Here is a 21,281-nt window from a genome sequence, read left to right as displayed (position 1 = left end):
CCAACTGGCGCTCTTTCTCACTCTATGTGCAAGCTACTTGCTGATTAGTTGTTTTCTAGCAAGTTATTGCCGCCGATAGCAATTTTACGTGGTTGCATCGCTTCTGGAATTTCACGAACCAAATCAATGTGTAGTAGGCCGTTTTCCATTGATGCGCCAATTACTTTTACGTAGTCAGCAAGCTGGAACTTACGTTCAAAGTCGCGCTCTGCAATACCTTGGTAAACGTAGTTTTTACCTTCTTCCGCTTTACGCTCACCCTTTACGATCAACATGTTTTCATTTTGAGTCAGATCGAGCTGTTCTTCAGCAAATCCTGCAACCGCCATTGTAATACGGTAGTTATGCTCGTCTTTTTGCTCAATGTTATATGGAGGGTAACCGCCAGAAGAATTTTTCGCAGAGCTTGCTTCCATCAGGTTAAACAGACGGTCGAAGCCAATTGCATTACGGTATAGTGGTGAGAAATCTACATTACGCATAAAATCTATCCTCTTAATCAAGCAATAGTCTTAGCTCAGATGACGCTCATCTAATTGGCGTGTTTATGCAAAAACCAGCGCCGAGCTAAGGAATCCAAATCATTCCGCTAGTGAAAACGCGTTTCACCGAGACATGACAGGAATCATTAAGTTAAGTTGTGTGCTAAAACAAAGCATCCTCTTTTGAGCGATCTTGTTTTAGCGGTTGCAGAGGGCTGTTCTTCTAGTCTCTAGCAAGTCAGCTAACCTCTTCAATTCTAGATATAAGGTCTGAAAATACGCTTTCAAGGGATAATAAGAAAAAAATTTATGGATGTTGAGATCAGAGTTTCTAGCCCCTAGGACCTCCGTTTATCTTCGACCTTCTCCAAAAACAAAAACGCCATCTCTTTCGAGATGACGTTTTTAATCACAATGAAGTTGCAAGCTTTCGACTACACGTCTAGGTTAGCAACCTTCAGTGCGTTCTCTTCAATGAAGTTACGACGCGGCTCAACCTGATCACCCATCAATGTTGTGAACAACTGGTCTGCACCAACAGCATCTTCGATGGTTACTTGCATCATACGGCGCGTCTCTGGGTCCATTGTGGTTTCCCAAAGCTGATCTGGGTTCATCTCACCCAGACCTTTGTAGCGCTGACGGCTTAGACCACGCATGGACTCTTTAACCAGCCACGCTAGTGCTTCTGCAAAGCTTGAGATTGCCAGAGTACGCTCACCACGCTTAATGTAAGCACCTTCTTCGATCAGGCCATCAAGCTCTTCAGATAGATCCGCCAACTTGCTGTATTCTTTCGAATTCAGGAAGTCGATGCTTAGTGCATGCTCATGTGTCACACCATGAGTACGTACGATAATCTTAGGTAGGCTCAGACCAAGCTCTGCGTGCTGTTCAACCTCAAAGCTGTATTGGCTCGCGCCCACTTCTTTTGCATTAAGCTGCTCAACAAGCTGCTTAGTCCACGCTTCAACAGCTGCTGCATCGTGACATTGTTCTGGTGTCAAACGCGGCGTGTAAATCAGCTCATGCATCAATGCGTTAGGGTAACGACGGCTCATACGATCGGCTAGCTTAATGCCAGCATTGTATTGCTGTACCAGTTTCTCCAACGATTCACCCGCAAGAGCTGGCGCTTCTGCGTTAACGTGCAGTGATGCGTTGTCCAGTGCCAGTGATACCTGGTATTGGTTCATCGCTTCTTCATCTTTGATGTACTGCTCTTGTTTGCCTTTTTTCACTTTGTATAGTGGTGGCTGAGCGATGTACACGTAGCCACGCTCGATAAGCTCTGGCATTTGACGGTAGAAGAAAGTCAACAGTAGCGTACGGATGTGAGAACCATCGACGTCGGCATCGGTCATGATGATGATGTTGTGGTAACGCAGTTTGTCCGGGTTGTATTCGTCACGCCCAATACCACAACCTAGCGCTGTGATAAGCGTCGCTACTTCTTGTGAAGAAAGCATCTTGTCGAAACGTGCTTTCTCTACGTTCAGGATCTTACCTTTCAGTGGCAGGATAGCCTGGTTCTTACGGTTACGACCCTGCTTAGCACTACCGCCCGCAGAGTCACCCTCCACAATGTATAGTTCAGAGAGTGCCGGATCTTTTTCCTGACAGTCAGCAAGTTTGCCTGGAAGACCTGCTAAGTCTAGCGCACCTTTACGACGAGTCATTTCACGAGCTTTCCGCGCGGCTTCACGAGCACGTGCTGCATCGATGATTTTAGAACAAACCATCTTCGCTTCACTCGGGTTTTCAACTAAGAACTCAGAAAGCTTTTCACCCATCGCCGACTCAACTGCTGATTTCACTTCTGATGACACCAGTTTGTCTTTGGTTTGGCTCGAGAATTTTGGATCAGGCACTTTTACAGAAACAACAGCAGTCAGACCTTCACGTGCGTCATCGCCTGAGGTTGCTGTTTTCGCTTTCTTAGAGAAACCTTCTTTATCCATGAAAGTGTTCAGTGTACGCGTCAGCGCAGCACGGAAACCAGCTAGGTGAGTACCACCATCACGCTGTGGAATGTTGTTAGTAAAACAGAAGATGTTCTCTTGGAAGCCATCGTTCCATTGCATTGCAACTTCTACTGAAATGCCGTCTTCACGTTCAAAGTTGAAGTGGAAGATTTTCTCGATGATTGGCGTTTTGTTGGTATTTAAGTGCTGAACAAATGCCTGAATACCACCTTCGTACATGAAGTGGTCATGCTTATCTTCTTCACGCTCATCTGACAGCTTGATAGAAACGCCAGAGTTCAGGAACGATAGTTCACGCAGACGTTTAGCTAGAATGTCGTAATGGAATTCTGTGTTAGTGAAAGTCTCACTACTTGGCCAGAAGCGAATTTGTGTACCGGTTTTGTCCGTATCACCAACAACAGCTAGAGGAGCCTGAGGCTCACCGTGACGGTAGGTTTGAGTATGGATATGGCCACCACGGTGAATGGTCAGTTCAACCTTTTCAGACAGTGCGTTTACTACCGAAACACCTACACCGTGCAGACCACCCGATACTTTGTATGAGTTATCATCGAACTTACCACCAGCGTGAAGTACCGTCATGATAACTTCGGCTGCTGATACTTTTTCTTCTGGGTGCATTTCTGTTGGAATGCCACGACCATCGTCGCTAACGGAAACCGAGTTATCCTCATGAATTGTCACAACGATGTCTTTACAGTGACCTGCCAACGCTTCATCAATTGAGTTATCCACCACCTCGAAAACCATGTGGTGCAGGCCGGTCCCGTCGTCCGTATCGCCGATGTACATACCTGGACGCTTACGTACCGCATCCAGACCCTTCAGTACCTTAATACTCGATGAATCGTAATTTTCAGACATGAGTTTCTCTCTTCTAGTTTGACTCTATCCTGCCATGTTCCACATGAAACAATTTTCCATTCTCGTCCAACATGTCGGCGATTTGGTTTTCAGTGATAGAGCTTACAAATACTTGTGCGCCCGTCTCTTTCAAGCAGTCAGCAAGACGCTTGCGACGTTGGCTATCTAATTCCGACGCAAAGTCGTCAATTAGGTAAATGCATTGTTTACCGGTCATCTCTGTCAGGTGCTGCCCTTGCGCTACTCGCAATGCACACACCATGAGTTTTAATTGACCGCGTGAAAGAACATCCTCAACAGGTGTTCCGTTCACTTTAATGCGCAAATCAGCTTTATTTGGGCCACTAAAGGTGTACCCCAACGACTGATCACGCTCGAAATTCTTTTCCAGTATATCTTGGTACGGAGTGTCTTTATCCCAACCTCGATAATACTTTAATTGGATCTCAAATTCTGGCAAAAATGTCTGACAGATCGTTTCTGCGACGCTTTTCATCTGTTCGATGTACAACGCGCGCCACTGGCTGATGTTTTCAGCCAAACGTGCCATTTCCTGATCCCAGTAACTGAGCTCTCGGTAACTGGTGGCTGTTTTTAATAACGCGTTTCTCTGCTTATTGAGACGCTTAAAACGACCCCACGCATCATAAAAAGCGGGTTCAGTATGGAACACACCCCAATCGATAAATGCGCGCCGATGTTTAGGGCCATCAGTAAGTAAATCAAACCCTTCCGTATGTATCAACTGCAGTGGTAATACTTGTGCCAACTGAGCGAGTTTTTGCCCGGATTGACCGCCTATTTTAACCTCTGTTGAACCATCGCGCTGCTTATTAATGCCGATTGGTAGCTCAAATTGATCAGAGTTCAAAAAACGCCCGTGAACAAACAGTTCATCACACTCATTTTGAATCACCCGGCCAGTCAGAGAGCTTTTGAACGAGCGACCATGTCCAAGTAAATAGACCGCTTCCAGAACACTGGTTTTACCGCTGCCATTAGGCCCGATAAGAAAGTTAAAGCCTGTTGATAACTGAATATCACAGGCTTTAATGTTTCGAAATTGCTGAATAATAAGGCGAGAAAGAGGCATTCTGTTCGCTTATAGACGGATTGGCATCACCACATACATGGCACTGTCATCGTCGGCGTTTTCAATCAGCGCACTTGCGTTCGCGTCCGACATCGACACTCGCACGTTTTCACAACGTAGCGTATTCAGCACATCCAGTACGTAGCTGACGTTGAAGCCGATTTCGATCGGTTCGCCATCAAAGCTTACGTCCAGCATTTCTTCAGCTTCTTCTTGCTCTGGGTTGTTGGCAGTAATGCGCATTTCCGTATCTGCCAGGTTCACTCGCACGCCACGGAATTTTTCATTGGATAAAATCGCAGCACGTGAAAATGCCTGGCGCAACTCATCACAGCTTGCGATTAACGTTTTGTTGGTGCTTTGCGGCAATACGCGGCGGTAGTCAGGGAAACGACCATCAACCAGCTTAGAAGTGAAGATAAAGTTGTTCACTTCAGCACGTACATTAGAGTTACCAATTTGCAATACGACCGGTTGCTCTGGAGCATCCATTAACTTCACGAGTTCCTGGACACCTTTACGTGGCACAATAATTTGCTTTTGTGCAAAGTCCGCGCCCAGTTCAGTTTGAGACACCGCCATACGGTGACCATCGGTCGCGACACTGCGCAATGTCGTGCCATCAATTTCAAACAACATACCGTTGAGGTAGTAACGAACATCCTGGTTCGCCATCGAGAACTGAGTTTTGTCGATCAGTGTGCGCAGATCAGCCTGGCTCAGTGAGACTTCTACTTCACTTTGCCAGTCTTCAATGTTTGGAAAATCGTTCGCAGGTAGCGTCGCCAATGAGAAACGACTGCGGCCAGAGCGAACTTGTACGCGATCGCCTTCTAATACGAAGGTAATGATCGCATCGTCAGGTAAACCGCGGCAGATGTCGAGAAACTTACGCGAAGGAACGGTAATGCTGCCCGCTTCAAAATCCCCTTCCAGAGTCACTTTGCTCACCAATTCCACTTCCAAATCGGTCGCGGTCATTGAAAGCACGTTCTCTTCTACTTTAAGTAGTAAGTTACCCAGAATAGGCAGGGTTGGTCGGCCACCTAAAGCACCCGAGACCTGTTGTAGCGGTTTGATTAAATGACTACGTTCAATAGTAAATTTCATGCTTGGCTCTTTACGCTGTCAGCTCAATAAATGATTTGCTTAGAATACCGTTATTCTAACCGATTAAGAGGACAGGGTGCGAATCAAGTTAGAGTAATCTTCTTTAATATCGTGGCTCTCTTCACGCAGCTGCTCAATCTTGCGACATGCATGCAGTACCGTGGTGTGGTCACGACCACCAAACGCATCGCCAATTTCTGGCAAGCTGTGGTTAGTCAGTTCTTTCGCCAATGCCATCGCTAGCTGACGAGGACGAGCGACTGAACGAGAGCGACGCTTAGACAGTAGATCCGCCACTTTAATTTTGTAGTATTCCGCAACGGTCTTTTGAATATTATCGATAGTCACCAGCTTTTCTTGCAGAGCCAGTAGATCGCGCAGTGCTTCACGTACAAAATCAATCGTAATTGGGCGACCAGTAAAGTTCGCATTGGCGATAACTCGGTTTAGTGCACCTTCCAGCTCACGCACGTTTGAACGCAGGCGCTTAGCAATAAAGAATGCCACTTCGTCGGCCAGGTGAATTTGGTGATCTTCTGCCTTCTTCATCAAAATCGCTACGCGCGTTTCCAGCTCAGGTGGCTCGATCGCAACCGTCAGACCCCAACCGAAACGAGATTTCAGGCGATCTTCTACCCCACTGATCTCTTTTGGATAACGATCAGAAGTCAGGATGATCTGTTGGTTGCCTTCCAATAACGCGTTGAAGGTATGGAAGAATTCTTCCTGCGATCGCTCTTTATTGGCAAAGAACTGGATATCATCGATAAGAAGTGCGTCAACACTGCGGTAGTAACGTTTGAACTCTTCAATCGCGTTATTTTGCAGCGCTTTTACCATGTCTTGTACGAAACGCTCAGAGTGCATGTACACCACTTTCGCGTTCGGGTTGTTATCCACAATCGCATTACCCACCGCGTGGAGCAAGTGAGTTTTACCCAGACCAGTACCACCATAAAGGAACAATGGATTGTACGCTGCGCCCGGGTTATCCGATACCTGACGTGCCGCAGCCAAACCTAACTGGTTCGATTTACCTTCGACAAAGTTGTTGAACTTATGTTTTGGGTTCACGTTAGAGCGGTGATTGATGTCTGCGATCGCTTGTGCGTCATCATCCCAGGTTTTATGAACCGGTTTACGAGCCTGTAATTGTGCTGGCGCTGAAGATTCAGCGGCAACATCCGCAGGCGTACGCGTCGGCGCAGGCTTAGGTGCTGAAACAGGACGACTACCCACTTCAAAACGTAAATTAGGGATGTCGTTACCGCAATATTGCTGCAGTAAGCGTGTAATACTGTTCAGATACTTATCACGCACCCAATCCAACACAAAACGGTTTGGTGCGAATAGAGTGAGCGTATTGTCATTGAGCTCCGCTTGTAGCGGACGAACCCACATACTGAATTCTGTTGCTGGTAGCTCTTCTTGAAGCTGCTGCAAGCATTGCAGCCAAAGCGAAGATGACACGGCGCCCCCACTGAGTAGTTGAATTATCGGAAAAGACTGGCAATTTTACCTGTTGATAACCAAGATCGCCAGCAATTGATCGACGATCCAGTGAATAAGATCGAAGTTATTCACAATTATTTCGTCAAACATAGTGAGATCAACACACCTTGCCCCAACTTTGCCCACATAACGATCCACAATTGGGCAAAAATGGCCAGATCATGTGATTGGTGATAACTCTGTGTATTATTTTATTTCAGGCAGGGATTTTTTGATCTCCAGTCATCAATGAGATCGATTTTGTTAGTAGTTTGTAAAAATGTAATTATGATAGATTAGACAAATAACTTATTACACTACGGTCTAGATTATTGCACTTGGTTATTATTTAATTGAGTTATTTAACAGTAGTATATCTGACCATAAAATTGTGGAGATTTATGATGAAAAACTGGATTAAGGTTGCTGTGGCGGCTATTGCACTATCTGCGGCTACTGTTCAAGCAGCAACAGAAGTAAAAGTTGGCATGTCAGGCCGCTACTTCCCATTCACTTTTGTAAAGCAAGATAAGCTACAAGGCTTTGAAGTGGATATGTGGGACGAGATTGGTAAACGCAATGATTACAAGATCGAATACGTCACTGCGAACTTTTCTGGTTTGTTTGGTCTGTTAGAAACGGGTCGAATCGACACGATCTCAAACCAGATCACCATGACAGAAGAACGTAAGGCAAAATACCTGTTTGCTGACCCATACGTGGTTGACGGTGCACAAATCACAGTACGTAAAGGTAACGACAGCATCAAAGGCATCGATGATCTGGCTGGCAAAACCGTAGCAGTAAACCTAGGTTCGAACTTTGAGCAACTTCTTCGTAAGTACGATAAAGACGGCAAAATCAACATCAAGACATACGATACCGGTATCGAGCACGATGTTGCTTTAGGTCGTTCTGACGCTTTTGTTATGGATCGTCTGTCAGCACTAGAGCTGATCAAGAAAACCGGTCTTCCACTAGAATTAGCTGGCGAACCATTTGAAACCATTCAAAACGCTTGGCCGTTTGTAAACAACGAAAAAGGTCAAAAGCTACAAGCTGAAGTTAACAAAGCACTTGCAGAAATGCGTGCAGACGGTACGGTTGAGAAGATTTCCGTGAAGTGGTTTGGTGCCGACATTACCAAATAAAACACTTTGAAATATAAGGTGCGGAGAGATACCCTCCTCACCTCTATAAATTTACGTGAAGGTGGAACATAGTTTTCCACCTTTTCTTTTCTCTAGCGTTCAGGTATGCCGAATGGGATTTGATTTTAATTACATGTTGGAACTGTTGCCGATATTGCTCAAATATCTTGGCACAACCATGGAAATGGCAACATGGGGATTGGTGTTTTCACTGATTCTTTCCATCATTTTAGCCAATATCCGCGTTTTTAAGGTTCCAGTACTCGATCAATTGAGCCAGCTGTACATCAGCTTTTTCCGAGGAACCCCACTTTTAGTTCAGCTGTTCCTGCTTTATTACGGCTTACCGCAAATCTTTCCATTTATGGTTGGCCTCGACGCTTTCTCTGCGGCCGTGATCGGTTTAACCCTCCACTTTGCCGCCTACATGGCAGAGAGTATTCGAGCGGCAATCATCGGTATTGATCGCAGCCAGATGGAAGCGAGCTTATCGGTGGGCATGACGATCACTCAGGCGATGCGTCGAGTTATCTTGCCGCAAGCGACTCGTGTTGCGCTGCCATCTCTGATGAACTACTTCATCGATATGATTAAATCGACCTCCCTCGCCTTTACGCTGGGCGTGGCAGAAATCATGGCTAAAGCGCAGATGGAAGCATCATCCAGTTTCCGATTCTTTGAAGCTTTCCTTGCCGTCGCTCTGATTTACTGGGGCGTGGTCGTGATTCTGACCCGCGTTCAAATTTGGGCTGAAGCGAAACTGAATAAGGCGTACGTTCGATGATTAAATTAGAGAATATTCATAAGCGCTTTGGTGATACTGAAGTACTTAAAGGCATCGATATCGACATCAAACAAGGTGAAATCATCGTTATCATTGGCTCCAGTGGTACTGGTAAATCCACCTTATTACGCACAGTTAACTTTTTAGAACAAGCTGACGAAGGGCGCATCACAATTGATGATGTGTCGGTAGATGTAAATAAGCACACCAAAGCCGAAGTACTGGCTTTACGCCGTCGCACTGGGTTTGTGTTCCAGAACTACGCGCTGTTTGCTCATATGACCGCTCGTCAGAATATTGCCGAAGGTTTGATTACCGTACGTGGCTGGAAGAAACAGGAAGCACTGACTCGTGCTCAGCAGATTCTGGATGATATTGGCCTTGGCGACAAAGGCGACAGCTATCCGGCAGCGCTATCTGGTGGCCAGCAGCAGCGTGTCGGCATTGGCCGAGCTATGGCTCTGCAACCAGAGCTTCTGCTCTTTGATGAACCCACTTCCGCTCTGGATCCAGAATGGGTTGGCGAAGTGTTGTCATTAATGAAGAAGTTAGCTAATCAGCATCAAACCATGCTGGTGGTGACACATGAAATGCAATTTGCCAAAGAAGTCGCCGATCGGGTGATCTTCATGGCGGAAGGCAATATTGTTGAACAAGGTTCTCCACAGGATATCTTCGATAATCCACAAGATCCTCGTTTGAAAAAATTCCTTAACCAAGTGGGAATAGAGTAACGATCAAGGTATAGGATCGATTGATCCTTGAGATTTTACTCACACTACGTATAATCGCCCGGCCGGAATTTCATACGCATTGAGTCATTGACACATTATGTGAGTGTGATTACAATTCCGCCTCTTTGTTGAGAGGCGTCGGTTGCCTTCTCTATGTAAAGAGCTTCTTTATATAAGAAAGCATGTGCCCACGCCGGGTTTAACAAGAACCTAAAACTACTGATCAGTAAAGGTAATTATCATGAAACGCACTTTTCAACCTACAGTTCTAAAGCGCAAGCGTACTCACGGCTTCCGTGCTCGCATGGCAACTAAGAACGGTCGTAAAGTTATCAACGCACGTCGTGCAAAAGGCCGTGCGCGCCTATCAAAATAATCGCTAGTTTATTTTGAACACGTACGCGTTTAATCGGGAGTTACGTTTGTTAACTCCCGAGCATTATCAAAACGTCTTCCAGCAGGCTCATCGTGCTGGCTCGCCTCATTTCACCATCATCGCTCGCAATAACACTCTTTCTCATCCACGATTAGGTCTAGCCGTTCCGAAAAAGCAGATTAAAACTGCCGTCGGTCGTAACCGATTTAAGCGCCTGGCTCGTGAAAGCTTCCGTAATAAGCAACATCAACTTCCAAACAAAGATTTTGTTGTGATCGCGAAGAAAAGCGCGCAAGATTTAAGCAATGAGGAATTATTTAAATTGTTTGATAAGCTATGGCAACGCCTGTCTCGCCCTTCACGTGGATAGCCATTGGGCTCGTTTATCTGTATCGCTGGTTTATCAGCCCTTTGATTGGTCCTCGTTGCCGGTTCACACCAACTTGTTCCACTTACGCGCTAGAAGCTTTGAGAGCTCACGGTTTTGTAAAAGGATGTTGGTTATCAGGCAAACGTCTATTAAAATGCCACCCTTTGAATGAAGGGGGGTATGACCCCGTTCCACCAGTCCAAAAACAAGACAGAGATAACTAACGATGGATTCTCAACGTAATATCCTGCTCATCGGTTTGGCCCTGGTTTCTTTTTTGCTGTTTCAACAATGGCAAGTAGCGAAGAATCCAGAACCTCAAGCAGTTGAACAGGCTCAATCAAACAGCAGTCTACCTGCACCATCTTTTGCTGATGATCTAGACCCAGCTCCGGGACACCAGCAAGCTTCTGCAAAAACTATCACAGTAACGACTGATGTTTTAACTCTGTCGATCGACACCGTTGGTGGCGATGTGGTACATGCCGACCTAAATCAATATTCTGCTGAACTTGATTCTGCTGACCCGTTTGTTCTGCTAAAAGACACTCAAGGTCACCAGTTCATCGCGCAAAGCGGCCTTGTGGGTCCACAGGGTATCGACCTTAGCAGCACTAACCGCCCTCACTACAATGTAAGTGCAGACAGCTTTACGCTTGCTGATGGTCAAGACGAACTACGCGTTCCGATGACTTTCACAGCAAACGGCCTTGAGTACACGAAGACTTACATCTTTAAGCGCGGCAGCTACGCACTTAACGTTGAGTACGATGTAGTTAACAACTCAGGTAACAACGCAACATTTGGTATGTACGCTCACCTGCGTCAAAACCTAATGGACGATGGCGGCAGCATCACGATGCCAACATACCGCGGCGGTGCTTTCTCTACAGAAGACACGCGTTACAAAAAATACAGCTTTGATGATATGCAGGATCGTAACCTGTCTATCAACCTAGCAGACGGCCAAGGTTGGGCAGCAATGATCCAACACTACTTCGCTGCTGCTTGGATTCCACGTAACGAGCCAGGCACAAACCTTTACACTCGTGTAATCGGTAATATGGGCGATATCGGCGTACGTATGCCGAACAAGACCATTGCAAATGGTGACCAAGCGAAGTTTGAAGCAACGCTATGGGTAGGTCCAAAACTTCAGGACCAAATGGAAGCCGTTGCGCCTAACCTAGACCTTGTTGTGGATTACGGCTGGCTATGGTTCATCGCGAAGCCACTACACTGGCTACTGTCTATGATTCACGGCTTCGTGTCTAACTGGGGTGTGGCAATCATCCTGTTGACCTTCGTGGTTCGTGGTGCAATGTACCCACTGACAAAAGCTCAATACACATCTATGGCGAAAATGCGCATGCTACAGCCTAAGCTGCAAGCAATGCGTGAACGTATCGGTGATGACCGCCAGCGTATGAGCCAAGAGATGATGGAACTGTACAAGAAAGAGAAAGTAAACCCACTTGGTGGCTGTCTACCTCTTATCCTGCAGATGCCAATCTTCATCTCGCTATACTGGGCACTAATGGAGTCGGTTGAGCTACGTCACTCTCCATTCTTCGGTTGGATTCATGACCTTTCAGCGCAGGACCCATACTACATCCTGCCACTACTGATGGGTGCTTCAATGTTCATGATCCAGAAGATGAGCCCAACAACAGTAACGGATCCTATGCAGCAGAAGATCATGACCTTCATGCCGGTTATGTTTACCTTCTTCTTCCTGTTCTTCCCATCAGGTCTGGTTCTTTACTGGTTGGTTTCGAACATCGTTACGCTTATCCAGCAAACTCTGATCTATAAAGGATTAGAGAAAAAAGGCTTACACACTAAGTAATCCTTTAGGAAATGATTGAGAAAGGCGGCCAAAAGGTCGCCTTTTTGTTTTTGGCTGATTACAATTCAGCTAATTAATTGGTTCTGGCTCCCTAGGGAGATAAACCCTACAGCCCAGCTCAAAAGGCAAGATTATGACTACAGATACGATTGTCGCTCAAGCGACCGCACCTGGTCGTGGCGGTGTCGGCATTATTCGTGTTTCCGGCCCCAAGGCCAATTTGGTGGCAGAGGAAGTGACGGGTAAAACACTCAAACCTCGCTACGCAGAATATCTGCCATTTCAGGCAGAGAACGGGACAGTGCTTGACCAGGGCATCGCTCTGTACTTCCCTAACCCACATTCGTTTACCGGCGAAGATGTACTTGAACTGCAAGGCCATGGTGGCCCTGTCGTCATGGACATGCTGATTAAACGTATTCTGGGCATTGAAGGCGTGCGTGCTGCGCGCCCGGGGGAATTCTCTGAACGTGCATTCCTCAACGATAAAATGGACCTGACGCAAGCAGAGGCGATTGCTGACCTGATTGATGCCAGTTCTGAAGAAGCGGCGAAATCAGCCCTGCAATCACTGCAAGGTCAGTTCTCTCAACGCATTCAAACGCTGGTGGAATCACTGATTCACCTGCGTATCTATGTAGAAGCTGCCATTGATTTCCCAGAAGAAGAAATTGATTTTCTTGCCGACGGCAAAGTGGCTGGAGATCTGCAAACTATCATCGATAACCTTGATGCCGTGCGCCGTGAAGCCAATCAAGGCGCAATTATGCGCGAAGGTATGAAGGTGGTTATCGCGGGTCGCCCTAACGCAGGTAAATCCAGTCTTCTGAACGCACTCTCTGGTAAAGAATCAGCCATCGTGACTGATATCGCGGGCACCACTCGTGACGTACTGAGAGAACACATCCACATTGATGGTATGCCACTGCACATCATCGATACTGCTGGCTTGCGTGACGCCTCCGATGAAGTCGAGAAAATCGGTATTGAGCGCGCTTGGGATGAAATAGCACAAGCAGACCGAGTTCTGTTTATGGTCGACGGCACCACAACTGATGCGACCGATCCAAAGGACATCTGGCCCGACTTTGTCGATCGCCTGCCAGACAGTATTGGTATGACGGTGATCCGCAACAAAGCCGATCAAACCGGTGAAGAGATGGGGATCTGTCATGTGAATAACCCCACTTTGATCCGCCTGTCGGCAAAAACAGGGACTGGTGTTGACGCCTTACGTGCACATTTGAAAGAGTGCATGGGCTTCTCGGGTAATACCGAGGGTGGCTTTATGGCTCGTCGCCGTCATCTGGATGCATTAGAACGTGCTGCACAGCACCTTCAAATCGGTCAGGAGCAGCTTGAAGGCTATATGGCGGGTGAGATACTCGCAGAAGAGCTGCGCATCACTCAGCAACATCTGAACGAGATTACCGGGGAGTTCAGCTCAGACGATCTGCTCGGCCGTATTTTCTCTTCATTCTGTATCGGCAAATAATATAACGCGCGGTGTTAAGCTTAGGTTTATCACCGCGTTTCTTTTTGTACCCTCGCTCATCTGTACGAGCGCAAGTATGGCTTATAAGGAAGATAAATGATCCACATAATTACAGGCAGTACCCTGGGTGGCGCTGAATACGTGGGGGATCACCTGAGTGATCTACTTATCGAGAAAGGATTTGAAACCACGATCCACAACCAACCGGAATTGGCGTCAATTGACAATCACGGCACCTGGCTGGTGATCACCTCTACTCACGGTGCAGGTGAATACCCAGATAACATTCAGCCTTTTATCGCCGCACTACAGAATACACCGCCAAAGATGACGGATGTTAAGTTTGCTGTGATTGCAATTGGTGACTCAAGCTATGATACGTTCTGTGCCGCTGGACAGCATGCGTATGATTTACTGGAAGACATTGGTGCAACACCAATCACCGACTGCTTAACGATTGATGTCCTTAGCCATGAAGTGCCAGAAGACGCCGCAGAAGAATGGCTAAAAGAGAACATCGAACGATTTTAACTGCCATTTTCTCCTACTTACAGAGTCGCATTGCGGCTCTGTCCTACCCAATGTGAATAACTTTTTCTCTAAGCAGCCAATCAACCGATTAAAAAATGAGCAACCAGACTGTGGATAAGTAAGCTAGTATCCAGTTACTTTCCTTTAGTTATCCAAAGAACAACTTTGATCTTTTTACCCCCCTGTGTATAACCACCCATTTTGATCCCAGCTAATCCTCGATCAGATCCAAGCAAGATCACAAGATATGATCCAAAGAAGATCCATGATCTTATTGATCATTTTTCGGTTATCCACAGAAACGGTCGATCCTAATAATAGATCTAATAAAAGATCATATATATAGATCTTATATATATATTACTTGGAGCTTAAAATGGATAAAGCGAGAAAACGATTTTCTCTGTGGCATAAAGCAGGTAAAATGCTGCTCCTTTATCTGTCCAATAAATCCTTTGAATACCTGAGGTCGGTTCATGCTTTATCACGAAAATTTTGACGTCATTGTTGTTGGTGGCGGACATGCTGGAACGGAAGCCGCACTCGCATCTGCACGTACAGGACAAAAAACGCTTCTCCTTACCCATAACATCGATACATTAGGCCAAATGTCTTGTAATCCGGCGATTGGTGGTATTGGTAAAGGTCATTTAGTTAAAGAAGTGGATGCAATGGGCGGTTTGATGGCGCAAGCTATTGACCATGCAGGTATTCAATTTAGAACGCTTAATGCCTCTAAAGGCCCGGCAGTACGAGCAACTCGTGCTCAAGCTGATCGTGCCCTTTACAAAGCCTACGTTCGCAGTGCATTAGAAAATGCACCAAACCTAACGCTATTCCAACAATCGGTAGATGATCTGATTGTTGAACAGGATCATGTGGTTGGCGTCGTGACTCAAATGGGTCTTAAATTCCACGCCAAATCGGTTGTATTGACTGTTGGTACCTTCCTGGGTGGTAAGATCCATATCGGTATGGAAAGTTCTTCTGGTGGCCGTGCAGGTGATCCACCATCGATCGCACTTGCTGATCGTCTACGTGAACTGCCATTCCGCGTGGATCGTCTCAAAACAGGGACACCACCACGTATTGATGCTCGCACCGTTGATTTCTCTGTACTCGAAGAGCAACACGGAGATAACCCAACACCAGTATTCTCATTCCTGGGTAATCGTGAGCAACATCCACGTCAAATTCCGTGTTTCATCACTCACACCAACGAAAGTACACACGATGTGATCCGCGCTAACCTTGATCGCAGTCCGATGTACGCTGGCGTTATCGAAGGCATTGGTCCTCGTTACTGTCCATCGATTGAAGACAAAGTGATGCGTTTTGCTGACAAAAACAGTCACCAGATTTTTATCGAGCCAGAAGGCCTGACAACCAACGAGCTGTACCCGAATGGTATTTCGACCAGCTTGCCGTTTGATGTTCAGGTACAAATTGTTCGTTCAATGAAAGGTTTTGAGAACGCACACATTGTGCGTCCGGGTTACGCGATTGAGTACGATTTCTTTGATCCTCGTGACTTGAAGCAGACGTACGAAACGAAATTTATCCATGGTTTGTTCTTTGCAGGCCAAATTAACGGTACAACCGGGTACGAAGAAGCGGCCGCTCAGGGCTTGATGGCGGGTTTGAACGCAAGTTTGTACAGCCAGGGCAAAGAAGGCTGGAACCCACGTCGTGATCAGGCTTACATGGGCGTATTGATTGATGACCTATCCACCATGGGCACCAAAGAACCGTACCGCATGTTTACGTCTCGCGCGGAATACCGTCTGTTGCTACGTGAAGACAATGCTGATTTACGTTTAACGGAAAAAGCGCGTGAGCTTGGTTTGGTTGATGATGTGCGTTGGGCACGATTCAATGAAAAAATCGAAAACATGGAAACGGAACGTCAACGCCTTAAGTCAACCTGGATGAATCCAAACTCAGCGGGCATTGATGAGCTCAACAAACTGCTAAAAACACCAATGGCGCGTGAAGCCAGTGGTGAGGATCTGCTGCGTCGACCAGAGATCTCATACTCTCAGTTGACTCAATTAGACGCATTTGCACCAGCTTTGGACGATCAACAGGCTGCTGAGCAGGTTGAAATCCAGGTGAAATACGATGGCTACATCAAGCGTCAGCAAGATGAGATCGAGAAGTCACTCCGCCACGAACACACCAAGTTACCGGTTGATCTGGATTACAAACAAGTAAAAGGTCTATCGAACGAGGTAGTGGCAAAATTAAGTGAAGCGAAGCCGGAAAGCATCGGTATTGCTTCTCGTATTTCAGGAATTACACCAGCTGCTATTTCTATTCTACTGGTTCACCTGAAGAAGCATGGCTTACTGAAAAAAGGTGAGGATGAGTAATGAGTGTACTTCGAACTAAACTGGATGCATTGATTGCTCAAACCGACCTTGAAGTTTCAGAGAAGCAACGTGATCAGCTGGTCGGTTATGTTGAACTGCTCGACAAATGGAACAAAGCGTACAATTTGACGTCAGTACGTGACCCACTTGAGATGTTAGTGAAACATATTCTTGATAGCATAGTGGTTAGCGCTCACTTACCAGGTAAGCGCTTTATCGACGTTGGCACTGGCCCTGGATTACCGGGTATCCCATTAGCGATCATGAATCCGGACAAAGAATTCTACCTGCTCGATAGCTTGGGTAAACGCATTCGTTTTCTAAAACAGGTCGTGCACACACTAGGTCTGAAGAACGTCACTCCGGTCCAAAGCCGCGTAGAAGAGTTCCAGCCTGAAGAAAAATTCGATGGTGTGTTGAGTCGTGCTTTTGCTTCAATGACGGATATGGTGGAATGGTGTCACCATCTGCCAAAACAGGAAAATGGATTGTTTCTTGCATTGAAAGGTCAGCACCCTAAAGATGAAATAGATCTGCTTCCTGAGTGGTGTTATGTGACCGATGTCGTATCTTTGACTGTTCCTGAGTTGGAAGGGGATCGTCATCTAGTAATCTTATCGCGCAAGGAAAATTAGCGAGGTAGTCGTGTGGGTAAAATTGTAGCAATCGCCAACCAGAAAGGTGGGGTCGGCAAAACAACAACGTGCATTAACTTAGCGGCTTCGATGGCGGCAACAAAGCGCAAAGTTTTGGTTATCGATCTTGACCCTCAAGGTAATGCTACGATGGCCAGTGGTGTTGATAAGTACATGGTGGATGCCACCGCATACGATCTTTTAGTGGAAGACACGCCATTTGAACAAGTGGTGTGCTCTGAAACAACCGGAAAGTATGATCTTATCGCAGCAAACGGTGATGTTACCGCAGCAGAAATCAAACTGATGGAAGTTTTCGCACGCGAAGTTCGCCTGAAAAATGCGTTATCGTCAGTTCGTGATAACTATGATTTCATCTTTATCGATTGTCCCCCTTCTCTAAACCTTCTTACAATCAACGCTATGGCTGCAGCTGATTCAGTGTTGGTGCCAATGCAATGTGAATACTTTGCGTTAGAAGGTTTAACTGCTCTTATGGATACGATTAGCAAATTAGCGGCGGTAGTGAATGAAAACCTTAAAATTGAAGGTTTGTTACGCACTATGTACGATCCGCGTAACCGCTTATCTAATGAAGTATCCGATCAACTTAAAAAGCACTTTGGTACCAAAGTTTACCGCACAGTGATTCCACGTAATGTTCGTCTGGCCGAAGCGCCTAGCCATGGTAAACCTGCCATGTATTACGATAAGTACTCTGCGGGTGCCAAAGCGTATCTTGCCTTAGCGGGTGAGATGCTTCGCCGCGAAGAAATCCCAGTTTAACTCTAACCTAAGGAATTCAATCCCATGTCTAAGCGTGGTCTAGGAAAAGGACTGGATGCGTTGTTGTCGACCAGTTCATTTGCTCGTGAGAAACAGCATATTGCATCGCAAAGCCAAGCCTTATCAGCAGACGGTGAGTTAATTGAACTCGCGATTGGTCAATTGCAGCCGGGTGTCTACCAACCGCGTAAAGATATGGCACCAGAAGCGCTGGAAGAATTGGCGGCTTCAATTCAATCGCAAGGCATCATTCAGCCGATTGTGGTCCGTCAGGTGAATAGTGGCCAATACGAGATCATTGCCGGTGAACGACGTTGGCGCGCTGCTAAGCAAGCAGGATTGAAGCGTGTTCCATGCCTAGTGAAAAAGGTAGAAGACCGCGCTGCGATTGCAATGGCGTTGATTGAGAACATTCAACGTGAAGACCTCAATGTCATCGAAGAGGCACAGGCTCTGGAGCGTTTGCAAGATGAGTTTACCCTGACTCACCAGCAGGTTGCTGACGTGATTGGTAAATCAAGAACGACGGTCAGTAACTTACTGCGTTTGAATCAGCTTAAGCTTGAAGTAAAGCGCTTAGTTGCTGATAAAAAACTAGAAATGGGCCATGCCCGTGCACTTTTAGCTCTTGAAGGTGAGCAGCAAATCGAAGTCGCTTTGCAGGTTGCAAACAAACAAATGACTGTTCGTCAAACCGAACAGTTAGTAAAAAAGTGTTTAGCGCCACAAAATGAGCAAAAAGGGCAACAAGAAGATACCGAAGCTATGCAAATGTCGCATAAATTAAGCCAGATGCTTGACGCTAAAGTTTCTTTGGTTCGTTCTGCAAGCGGAAAAGCGAAACTGACGATAAGTATTGATGAACCTCACAAATTAGAGCAACTTATTGCCAAGCTTGAGGCCTAAGTGAGATAATTGATTTAGGTCAATTAACTGAATAATTCGAATTTTGTGCGAAAGTTGTCGTTTTGTAAACAAAACTGTAAGTTTTTGATGCAATTTAATTGCATTCGGTTGGACTGAACGTATAATTTTCGCCAATTTCCCTGCACAGAGAGTTTAGTGCGAAGTGGATATTACTAGAGGTACGAATACATGGTAGCTGCGTTAGCTAGACCAGGACGAGAGCTTGCAAGGCAATTGTTAATGATCGAGTCTGGCGCGGTTATTTTTGTGGCTGCAGGAATGGCGTTAGCCGTAAATCCTGATTGGGGACTTTCAGCGTTAATTGGTGGGGGCATTTTTGTCATTGCCAATGCAGTTTTCGCATTATGTGCTTTCATGTTTAGTGGAGCTCGCGCTGCCAAGCGCATCGCTGCCTCCTTCTATACAGGTGAAGTACTGAAAATTCTCATCACGGTTGCACTGTTCTATGTCGCCTACATGTATATGCAGGTGGAACTTGTTCCCCTCAAACTAACCTATTTGCTGGTACTAGGTATTAATATCTTTGCACCAGTGCTATTCATTAACAACAAAAAATAGGATGAGTTATGGCTGCGCCAGGTGAAGCGCTAACATCGTCCGGATACATTGCCCACCACCTTTCTAACCTATCGTTATACAAGTTAGGCTTAGTTGCGGAGGAGACAAGTTTCTGGAACGTACATATCGATAGCCTGTTTTTTTCTTGGTTTACTGGTTTAATTTTCCTCGGAATTTTTTACAAAGTAGCGAAGAGAACAACAGCGGGTGTACCGGGTAAGCTTCAGTGTGCTGTAGAAATGATCGTAGAATTTGTCGCTGATAACGTCAAAGATACGTTCCATGGACGCAACCCACTGATCGCGCCTTTAGCACTGACTATCTTTTGTTGGGTATTTTTGATGAACGTGATGGACTTAGTCCCGATCGACTTCTTACCATACCCAGCAGAACATTGGCTTGGTATTCCTTACCTTAAGGTCGTACCGTCTGCTGATGTGAATATCACCATGGCTATGGCTCTAGGCGTTTTTGCATTGATGATTTTCTACAGCATCAAAGTGAAAGGTCTAGGTGGATTCGCAAAAGAACTTGCACTACATCCATTCAATCACCCACTGATGATTCCGTTTAACCTACTGATTGAAGTGGTATCGCTACTTGCGAAACCTCTATCACTTGGTATGCGTCTATTCGGTAACATGTTCGCGGGTGAGGTTGTATTCATTCTTTGTGCGGCAATGCTACCATGGTACTTACAATGGATGGGTTCACTACCGTGGGCAATCTTCCATATCTTGGTTATTACGATTCAAGCCTTCGTATTCATGATGTTGACAATTGTTTACCTGTCAATGGCACACGAAGATCCTGATCATTAATTTTTTTAGCTTTTTTATTTGGGCACTAAGCCAACAACTATAAATTGGAGATAGTAATGGAAACTTTACTGAGCTTTTCTGCAATCGCCGTAGGTATTATCGTCGGTCTTGCTTCTCTTGGTACAGCGATTGGTTTCGCACTGCTAGGTGGTAAATTCCTAGAAGGTGCAGCACGTCAACCAGAAATGGCTCCTATGCTACAAGTTAAGATGTTCATCATCGCAGGTCTACTTGATGCGGTTCCAATGATCGGTATCGTAATCGCGCTACTATTCACTTTCGCAAACCCATTCGTTGGTCAACTAGGTTAATCACCTTTAACTCGGGACGAGCTTCGGCTTGTCACTGATTAACACTAAGTCCAAATAGAGGGGTAGCTGTTGTGAACATAAACGCAACTCTGCTAGGTCAAGCAATCTCGTTCGCACTATTTGTGTGGTTCTGCATGAAGTATGTATGGCCACCATTGATGCAAGCGATCGAAGAACGTCAAAAGAAAATCGCTGACGGTCTTCAAGCAGCTGAACGTGCTGCTAAAGACTTGGATCTAGCACAAGCCAACGCTTCTGATCAGTTGAAAGAAGCGAAGCGCACAGCAACTGAGATCATCGAGCAAGCGAATAAGCGTAAGTCTCAAATTCTAGAAGAAGCTCGCGAGGAAGCTCAGGCAGAACGCCAGAAAATCCTAACGCAAGCAGAAGCTGAACTTGAAGCTGAGCGTAATCGTGCACGCGATGAGCTGCGCAAACAAGTTGCTACTCTGGCTGTAGCTGGTGCTGAGAAAATCCTTGAGCGTACTATCGATAAAGATGCGCAAAAAGATATTCTCGACAACATTACTGCAAAACTTTAAGTCTGGGGGCG

Annotated in this window: 22 protein-coding genes; 17 read left to right on the top strand and 5 right to left on the bottom strand. The window is 46.0% G+C overall.

Annotated elements, in window-relative coordinates:
* Nucleotides 1-44: 44 nt before the first annotated feature.
* From DBX26_RS15515 to dnaA, 5 genes are all read right to left on the bottom strand, one after another.
* On the bottom strand, nucleotides 45-482 hold the full coding sequence (locus DBX26_RS15515; protein ID WP_020333579.1) for an Hsp20 family protein: 438 nt from the start codon (nucleotides 480-482) through the stop codon (nucleotides 45-47).
* 434 nt (nucleotides 483-916) lie between these two features.
* Nucleotides 917-3,334 carry a DNA topoisomerase (ATP-hydrolyzing) subunit B gene (gene gyrB / locus DBX26_RS15510; RefSeq protein WP_065296039.1) on the bottom strand — a complete coding sequence of 806 codons (2,418 nt, stop codon included), beginning with the start codon at nucleotides 3,332-3,334 and terminating at the stop codon, nucleotides 917-919.
* 13 nt (nucleotides 3,335-3,347) lie between these two features.
* A complete protein-coding gene (recF, locus tag DBX26_RS15505; RefSeq protein ID WP_020333577.1) occupies nucleotides 3,348-4,427 on the bottom strand; it encodes a DNA replication/repair protein RecF in 1,080 nt (359 codons plus the stop codon).
* Nucleotides 4,428-4,436: 9 nt separating this feature from the next.
* Complete coding sequence (dnaN, locus tag DBX26_RS15500; RefSeq protein WP_014230423.1) at nucleotides 4,437-5,537, bottom strand: DNA polymerase III subunit beta; 1,101 nt, start codon at nucleotides 5,535-5,537, stop codon at nucleotides 4,437-4,439.
* Between the two features lie 63 nt (nucleotides 5,538-5,600).
* Nucleotides 5,601-7,007: a chromosomal replication initiator protein DnaA gene (dnaA, locus tag DBX26_RS15495; protein ID WP_014230422.1), complete on the bottom strand. Its 1,407-nt coding sequence runs from the start codon at nucleotides 7,005-7,007 to the stop codon at nucleotides 5,601-5,603.
* A gap of 425 nt (nucleotides 7,008-7,432) precedes the next feature.
* On the opposite strand from dnaA, the gene DBX26_RS15485 reads away from it, so the two are divergent.
* The 17 genes from DBX26_RS15485 to atpF all read left to right on the top strand — a co-directional run bounded on the left by DBX26_RS15485 (nucleotide 7,433) and on the right by atpF (nucleotide 21,270).
* Nucleotides 7,433-8,179: an amino acid ABC transporter substrate-binding protein gene (locus tag DBX26_RS15485; RefSeq protein ID WP_014230421.1), complete on the top strand. Its 747-nt coding sequence runs from the start codon at nucleotides 7,433-7,435 to the stop codon at nucleotides 8,177-8,179.
* Between the two features lie 112 nt (nucleotides 8,180-8,291).
* Complete coding sequence (locus DBX26_RS15480) at nucleotides 8,292-8,963, top strand: amino acid ABC transporter permease (protein WP_118119694.1); 672 nt, start codon at nucleotides 8,292-8,294, stop codon at nucleotides 8,961-8,963.
* Entirely contained in the window at nucleotides 8,960-9,697 is a 738-nt protein-coding gene (locus DBX26_RS15475; RefSeq protein WP_020333576.1) for an amino acid ABC transporter ATP-binding protein, read from the top strand. The genes DBX26_RS15480 and DBX26_RS15475 overlap by 4 nt, the downstream gene beginning before the upstream one ends.
* Nucleotides 9,698-9,938: 241 nt before the next feature.
* A complete protein-coding gene (gene rpmH / locus DBX26_RS15470; protein ID WP_005378825.1) occupies nucleotides 9,939-10,073 on the top strand; it encodes a 50S ribosomal protein L34 in 135 nt (44 codons plus the stop codon).
* A gap of 46 nt (nucleotides 10,074-10,119) precedes the next feature.
* Nucleotides 10,120-10,443 (top strand): ribonuclease P protein component, encoded by a 324-nt coding sequence (rnpA, locus tag DBX26_RS15465; protein ID WP_020333575.1) that lies wholly within the window; start codon nucleotides 10,120-10,122, stop codon nucleotides 10,441-10,443.
* Nucleotides 10,410-10,667: a membrane protein insertion efficiency factor YidD gene (gene yidD / locus DBX26_RS15460; protein WP_005378822.1), complete on the top strand. Its 258-nt coding sequence runs from the start codon at nucleotides 10,410-10,412 to the stop codon at nucleotides 10,665-10,667. Before rnpA ends, yidD begins: the two co-directional genes overlap by 34 nt.
* A gap of 2 nt (nucleotides 10,668-10,669) precedes the next feature.
* The gene (gene yidC / locus DBX26_RS15455; RefSeq protein ID WP_014230417.1) at nucleotides 10,670-12,292 is read left to right on the top strand and encodes a membrane protein insertase YidC; all 1,623 of its coding nucleotides are present in this window, start codon (nucleotides 10,670-10,672) and stop codon (nucleotides 12,290-12,292) included.
* Between the two features lie 133 nt (nucleotides 12,293-12,425).
* Complete coding sequence (gene mnmE, locus DBX26_RS15450; RefSeq protein WP_014230416.1) at nucleotides 12,426-13,787, top strand: tRNA uridine-5-carboxymethylaminomethyl(34) synthesis GTPase MnmE; 1,362 nt, start codon at nucleotides 12,426-12,428, stop codon at nucleotides 13,785-13,787.
* Nucleotides 13,788-13,883: 96 nt separating this feature from the next.
* Nucleotides 13,884-14,318: an FMN-binding protein MioC gene (gene mioC, locus DBX26_RS15445; RefSeq protein ID WP_118119692.1), complete on the top strand. Its 435-nt coding sequence runs from the start codon at nucleotides 13,884-13,886 to the stop codon at nucleotides 14,316-14,318.
* Between the two features lie 476 nt (nucleotides 14,319-14,794).
* Nucleotides 14,795-16,690 (top strand): tRNA uridine-5-carboxymethylaminomethyl(34) synthesis enzyme MnmG, encoded by a 1,896-nt coding sequence (gene mnmG, locus DBX26_RS15440; RefSeq protein ID WP_065297604.1) that lies wholly within the window; start codon nucleotides 14,795-14,797, stop codon nucleotides 16,688-16,690.
* Nucleotides 16,690-17,325, top strand: coding sequence for a 16S rRNA (guanine(527)-N(7))-methyltransferase RsmG (rsmG, locus tag DBX26_RS15435; protein ID WP_020333571.1), 636 nt, complete (start codon nucleotides 16,690-16,692; stop codon nucleotides 17,323-17,325). Before mnmG ends, rsmG begins: the two co-directional genes overlap by 1 nt.
* 12 nt (nucleotides 17,326-17,337) lie before the next feature.
* Nucleotides 17,338-18,111: a ParA family protein gene (locus DBX26_RS15430; RefSeq protein WP_014233420.1), complete on the top strand. Its 774-nt coding sequence runs from the start codon at nucleotides 17,338-17,340 to the stop codon at nucleotides 18,109-18,111.
* A 24-nt stretch (nucleotides 18,112-18,135) separates the two neighbouring features.
* Nucleotides 18,136-19,017, top strand: coding sequence for a ParB/RepB/Spo0J family partition protein (locus DBX26_RS15425; RefSeq protein ID WP_118119690.1), 882 nt, complete (start codon nucleotides 18,136-18,138; stop codon nucleotides 19,015-19,017).
* A gap of 189 nt (nucleotides 19,018-19,206) precedes the next feature.
* A complete protein-coding gene (locus DBX26_RS15420; protein ID WP_014233418.1) occupies nucleotides 19,207-19,596 on the top strand; it encodes a F0F1 ATP synthase subunit I in 390 nt (129 codons plus the stop codon).
* Between the two features lie 8 nt (nucleotides 19,597-19,604).
* Nucleotides 19,605-20,417, top strand: coding sequence for a F0F1 ATP synthase subunit A (gene atpB, locus DBX26_RS15415; RefSeq protein ID WP_014233417.1), 813 nt, complete (start codon nucleotides 19,605-19,607; stop codon nucleotides 20,415-20,417).
* 56 nt (nucleotides 20,418-20,473) lie between these two features.
* Complete coding sequence (gene atpE, locus DBX26_RS15410) at nucleotides 20,474-20,728, top strand: F0F1 ATP synthase subunit C (protein WP_002540812.1); 255 nt, start codon at nucleotides 20,474-20,476, stop codon at nucleotides 20,726-20,728.
* A gap of 71 nt (nucleotides 20,729-20,799) precedes the next feature.
* Nucleotides 20,800-21,270 carry a F0F1 ATP synthase subunit B gene (gene atpF / locus DBX26_RS15405; protein ID WP_014233416.1) on the top strand — a complete coding sequence of 157 codons (471 nt, stop codon included), beginning with the start codon at nucleotides 20,800-20,802 and terminating at the stop codon, nucleotides 21,268-21,270.
* Nucleotides 21,271-21,281 lie beyond the last annotated feature (11 nt).

The sequence above is a fragment of the Vibrio sp. dhg genome (assembly GCF_003443775.1).
GTDB lineage: Bacteria > Pseudomonadota > Gammaproteobacteria > Enterobacterales > Vibrionaceae > Vibrio > Vibrio natriegens.
Note: the sequence above shows the minus strand (reverse complement) of the source record. Positions and strands in the feature narration are given on the sequence as shown.

Coding starts and splice junctions, on each gene's coding strand:
- DBX26_RS15515 (WP_020333579.1), bottom strand. CDS start 482: ATGCGTAATGTAGATTTCTCACCACTATACCGTAATGCAATTGGCTTC.
- gyrB (WP_065296039.1), bottom strand. CDS start 3,334: ATGTCTGAAAATTACGATTCATCGAGTATTAAGGTACTGAAGGGTCTG.
- recF (WP_020333577.1), bottom strand. CDS start 4,427: ATGCCTCTTTCTCGCCTTATTATTCAGCAATTTCGAAACATTAAAGCC.
- dnaN (WP_014230423.1), bottom strand. CDS start 5,537: ATGAAATTTACTATTGAACGTAGTCATTTAATCAAACCGCTACAACAG.
- DBX26_RS15485 (WP_014230421.1), top strand. CDS start 7,433: ATGAAAAACTGGATTAAGGTTGCTGTGGCGGCTATTGCACTATCTGCG.
- DBX26_RS15480 (WP_118119694.1), top strand. CDS start 8,292: ATGGGATTTGATTTTAATTACATGTTGGAACTGTTGCCGATATTGCTC.
- DBX26_RS15475 (WP_020333576.1), top strand. CDS start 8,960: ATGATTAAATTAGAGAATATTCATAAGCGCTTTGGTGATACTGAAGTA.
- rpmH (WP_005378825.1), top strand. CDS start 9,939: ATGAAACGCACTTTTCAACCTACAGTTCTAAAGCGCAAGCGTACTCAC.
- yidD (WP_005378822.1), top strand. CDS start 10,410: ATGGCAACGCCTGTCTCGCCCTTCACGTGGATAGCCATTGGGCTCGTT.
- yidC (WP_014230417.1), top strand. CDS start 10,670: ATGGATTCTCAACGTAATATCCTGCTCATCGGTTTGGCCCTGGTTTCT.
- mnmE (WP_014230416.1), top strand. CDS start 12,426: ATGACTACAGATACGATTGTCGCTCAAGCGACCGCACCTGGTCGTGGC.
- mioC (WP_118119692.1), top strand. CDS start 13,884: ATGATCCACATAATTACAGGCAGTACCCTGGGTGGCGCTGAATACGTG.
- mnmG (WP_065297604.1), top strand. CDS start 14,795: ATGCTTTATCACGAAAATTTTGACGTCATTGTTGTTGGTGGCGGACAT.
- rsmG (WP_020333571.1), top strand. CDS start 16,690: ATGAGTGTACTTCGAACTAAACTGGATGCATTGATTGCTCAAACCGAC.
- DBX26_RS15425 (WP_118119690.1), top strand. CDS start 18,136: ATGTCTAAGCGTGGTCTAGGAAAAGGACTGGATGCGTTGTTGTCGACC.
- DBX26_RS15420 (WP_014233418.1), top strand. CDS start 19,207: ATGGTAGCTGCGTTAGCTAGACCAGGACGAGAGCTTGCAAGGCAATTG.
- atpB (WP_014233417.1), top strand. CDS start 19,605: ATGGCTGCGCCAGGTGAAGCGCTAACATCGTCCGGATACATTGCCCAC.
- atpE (WP_002540812.1), top strand. CDS start 20,474: ATGGAAACTTTACTGAGCTTTTCTGCAATCGCCGTAGGTATTATCGTC.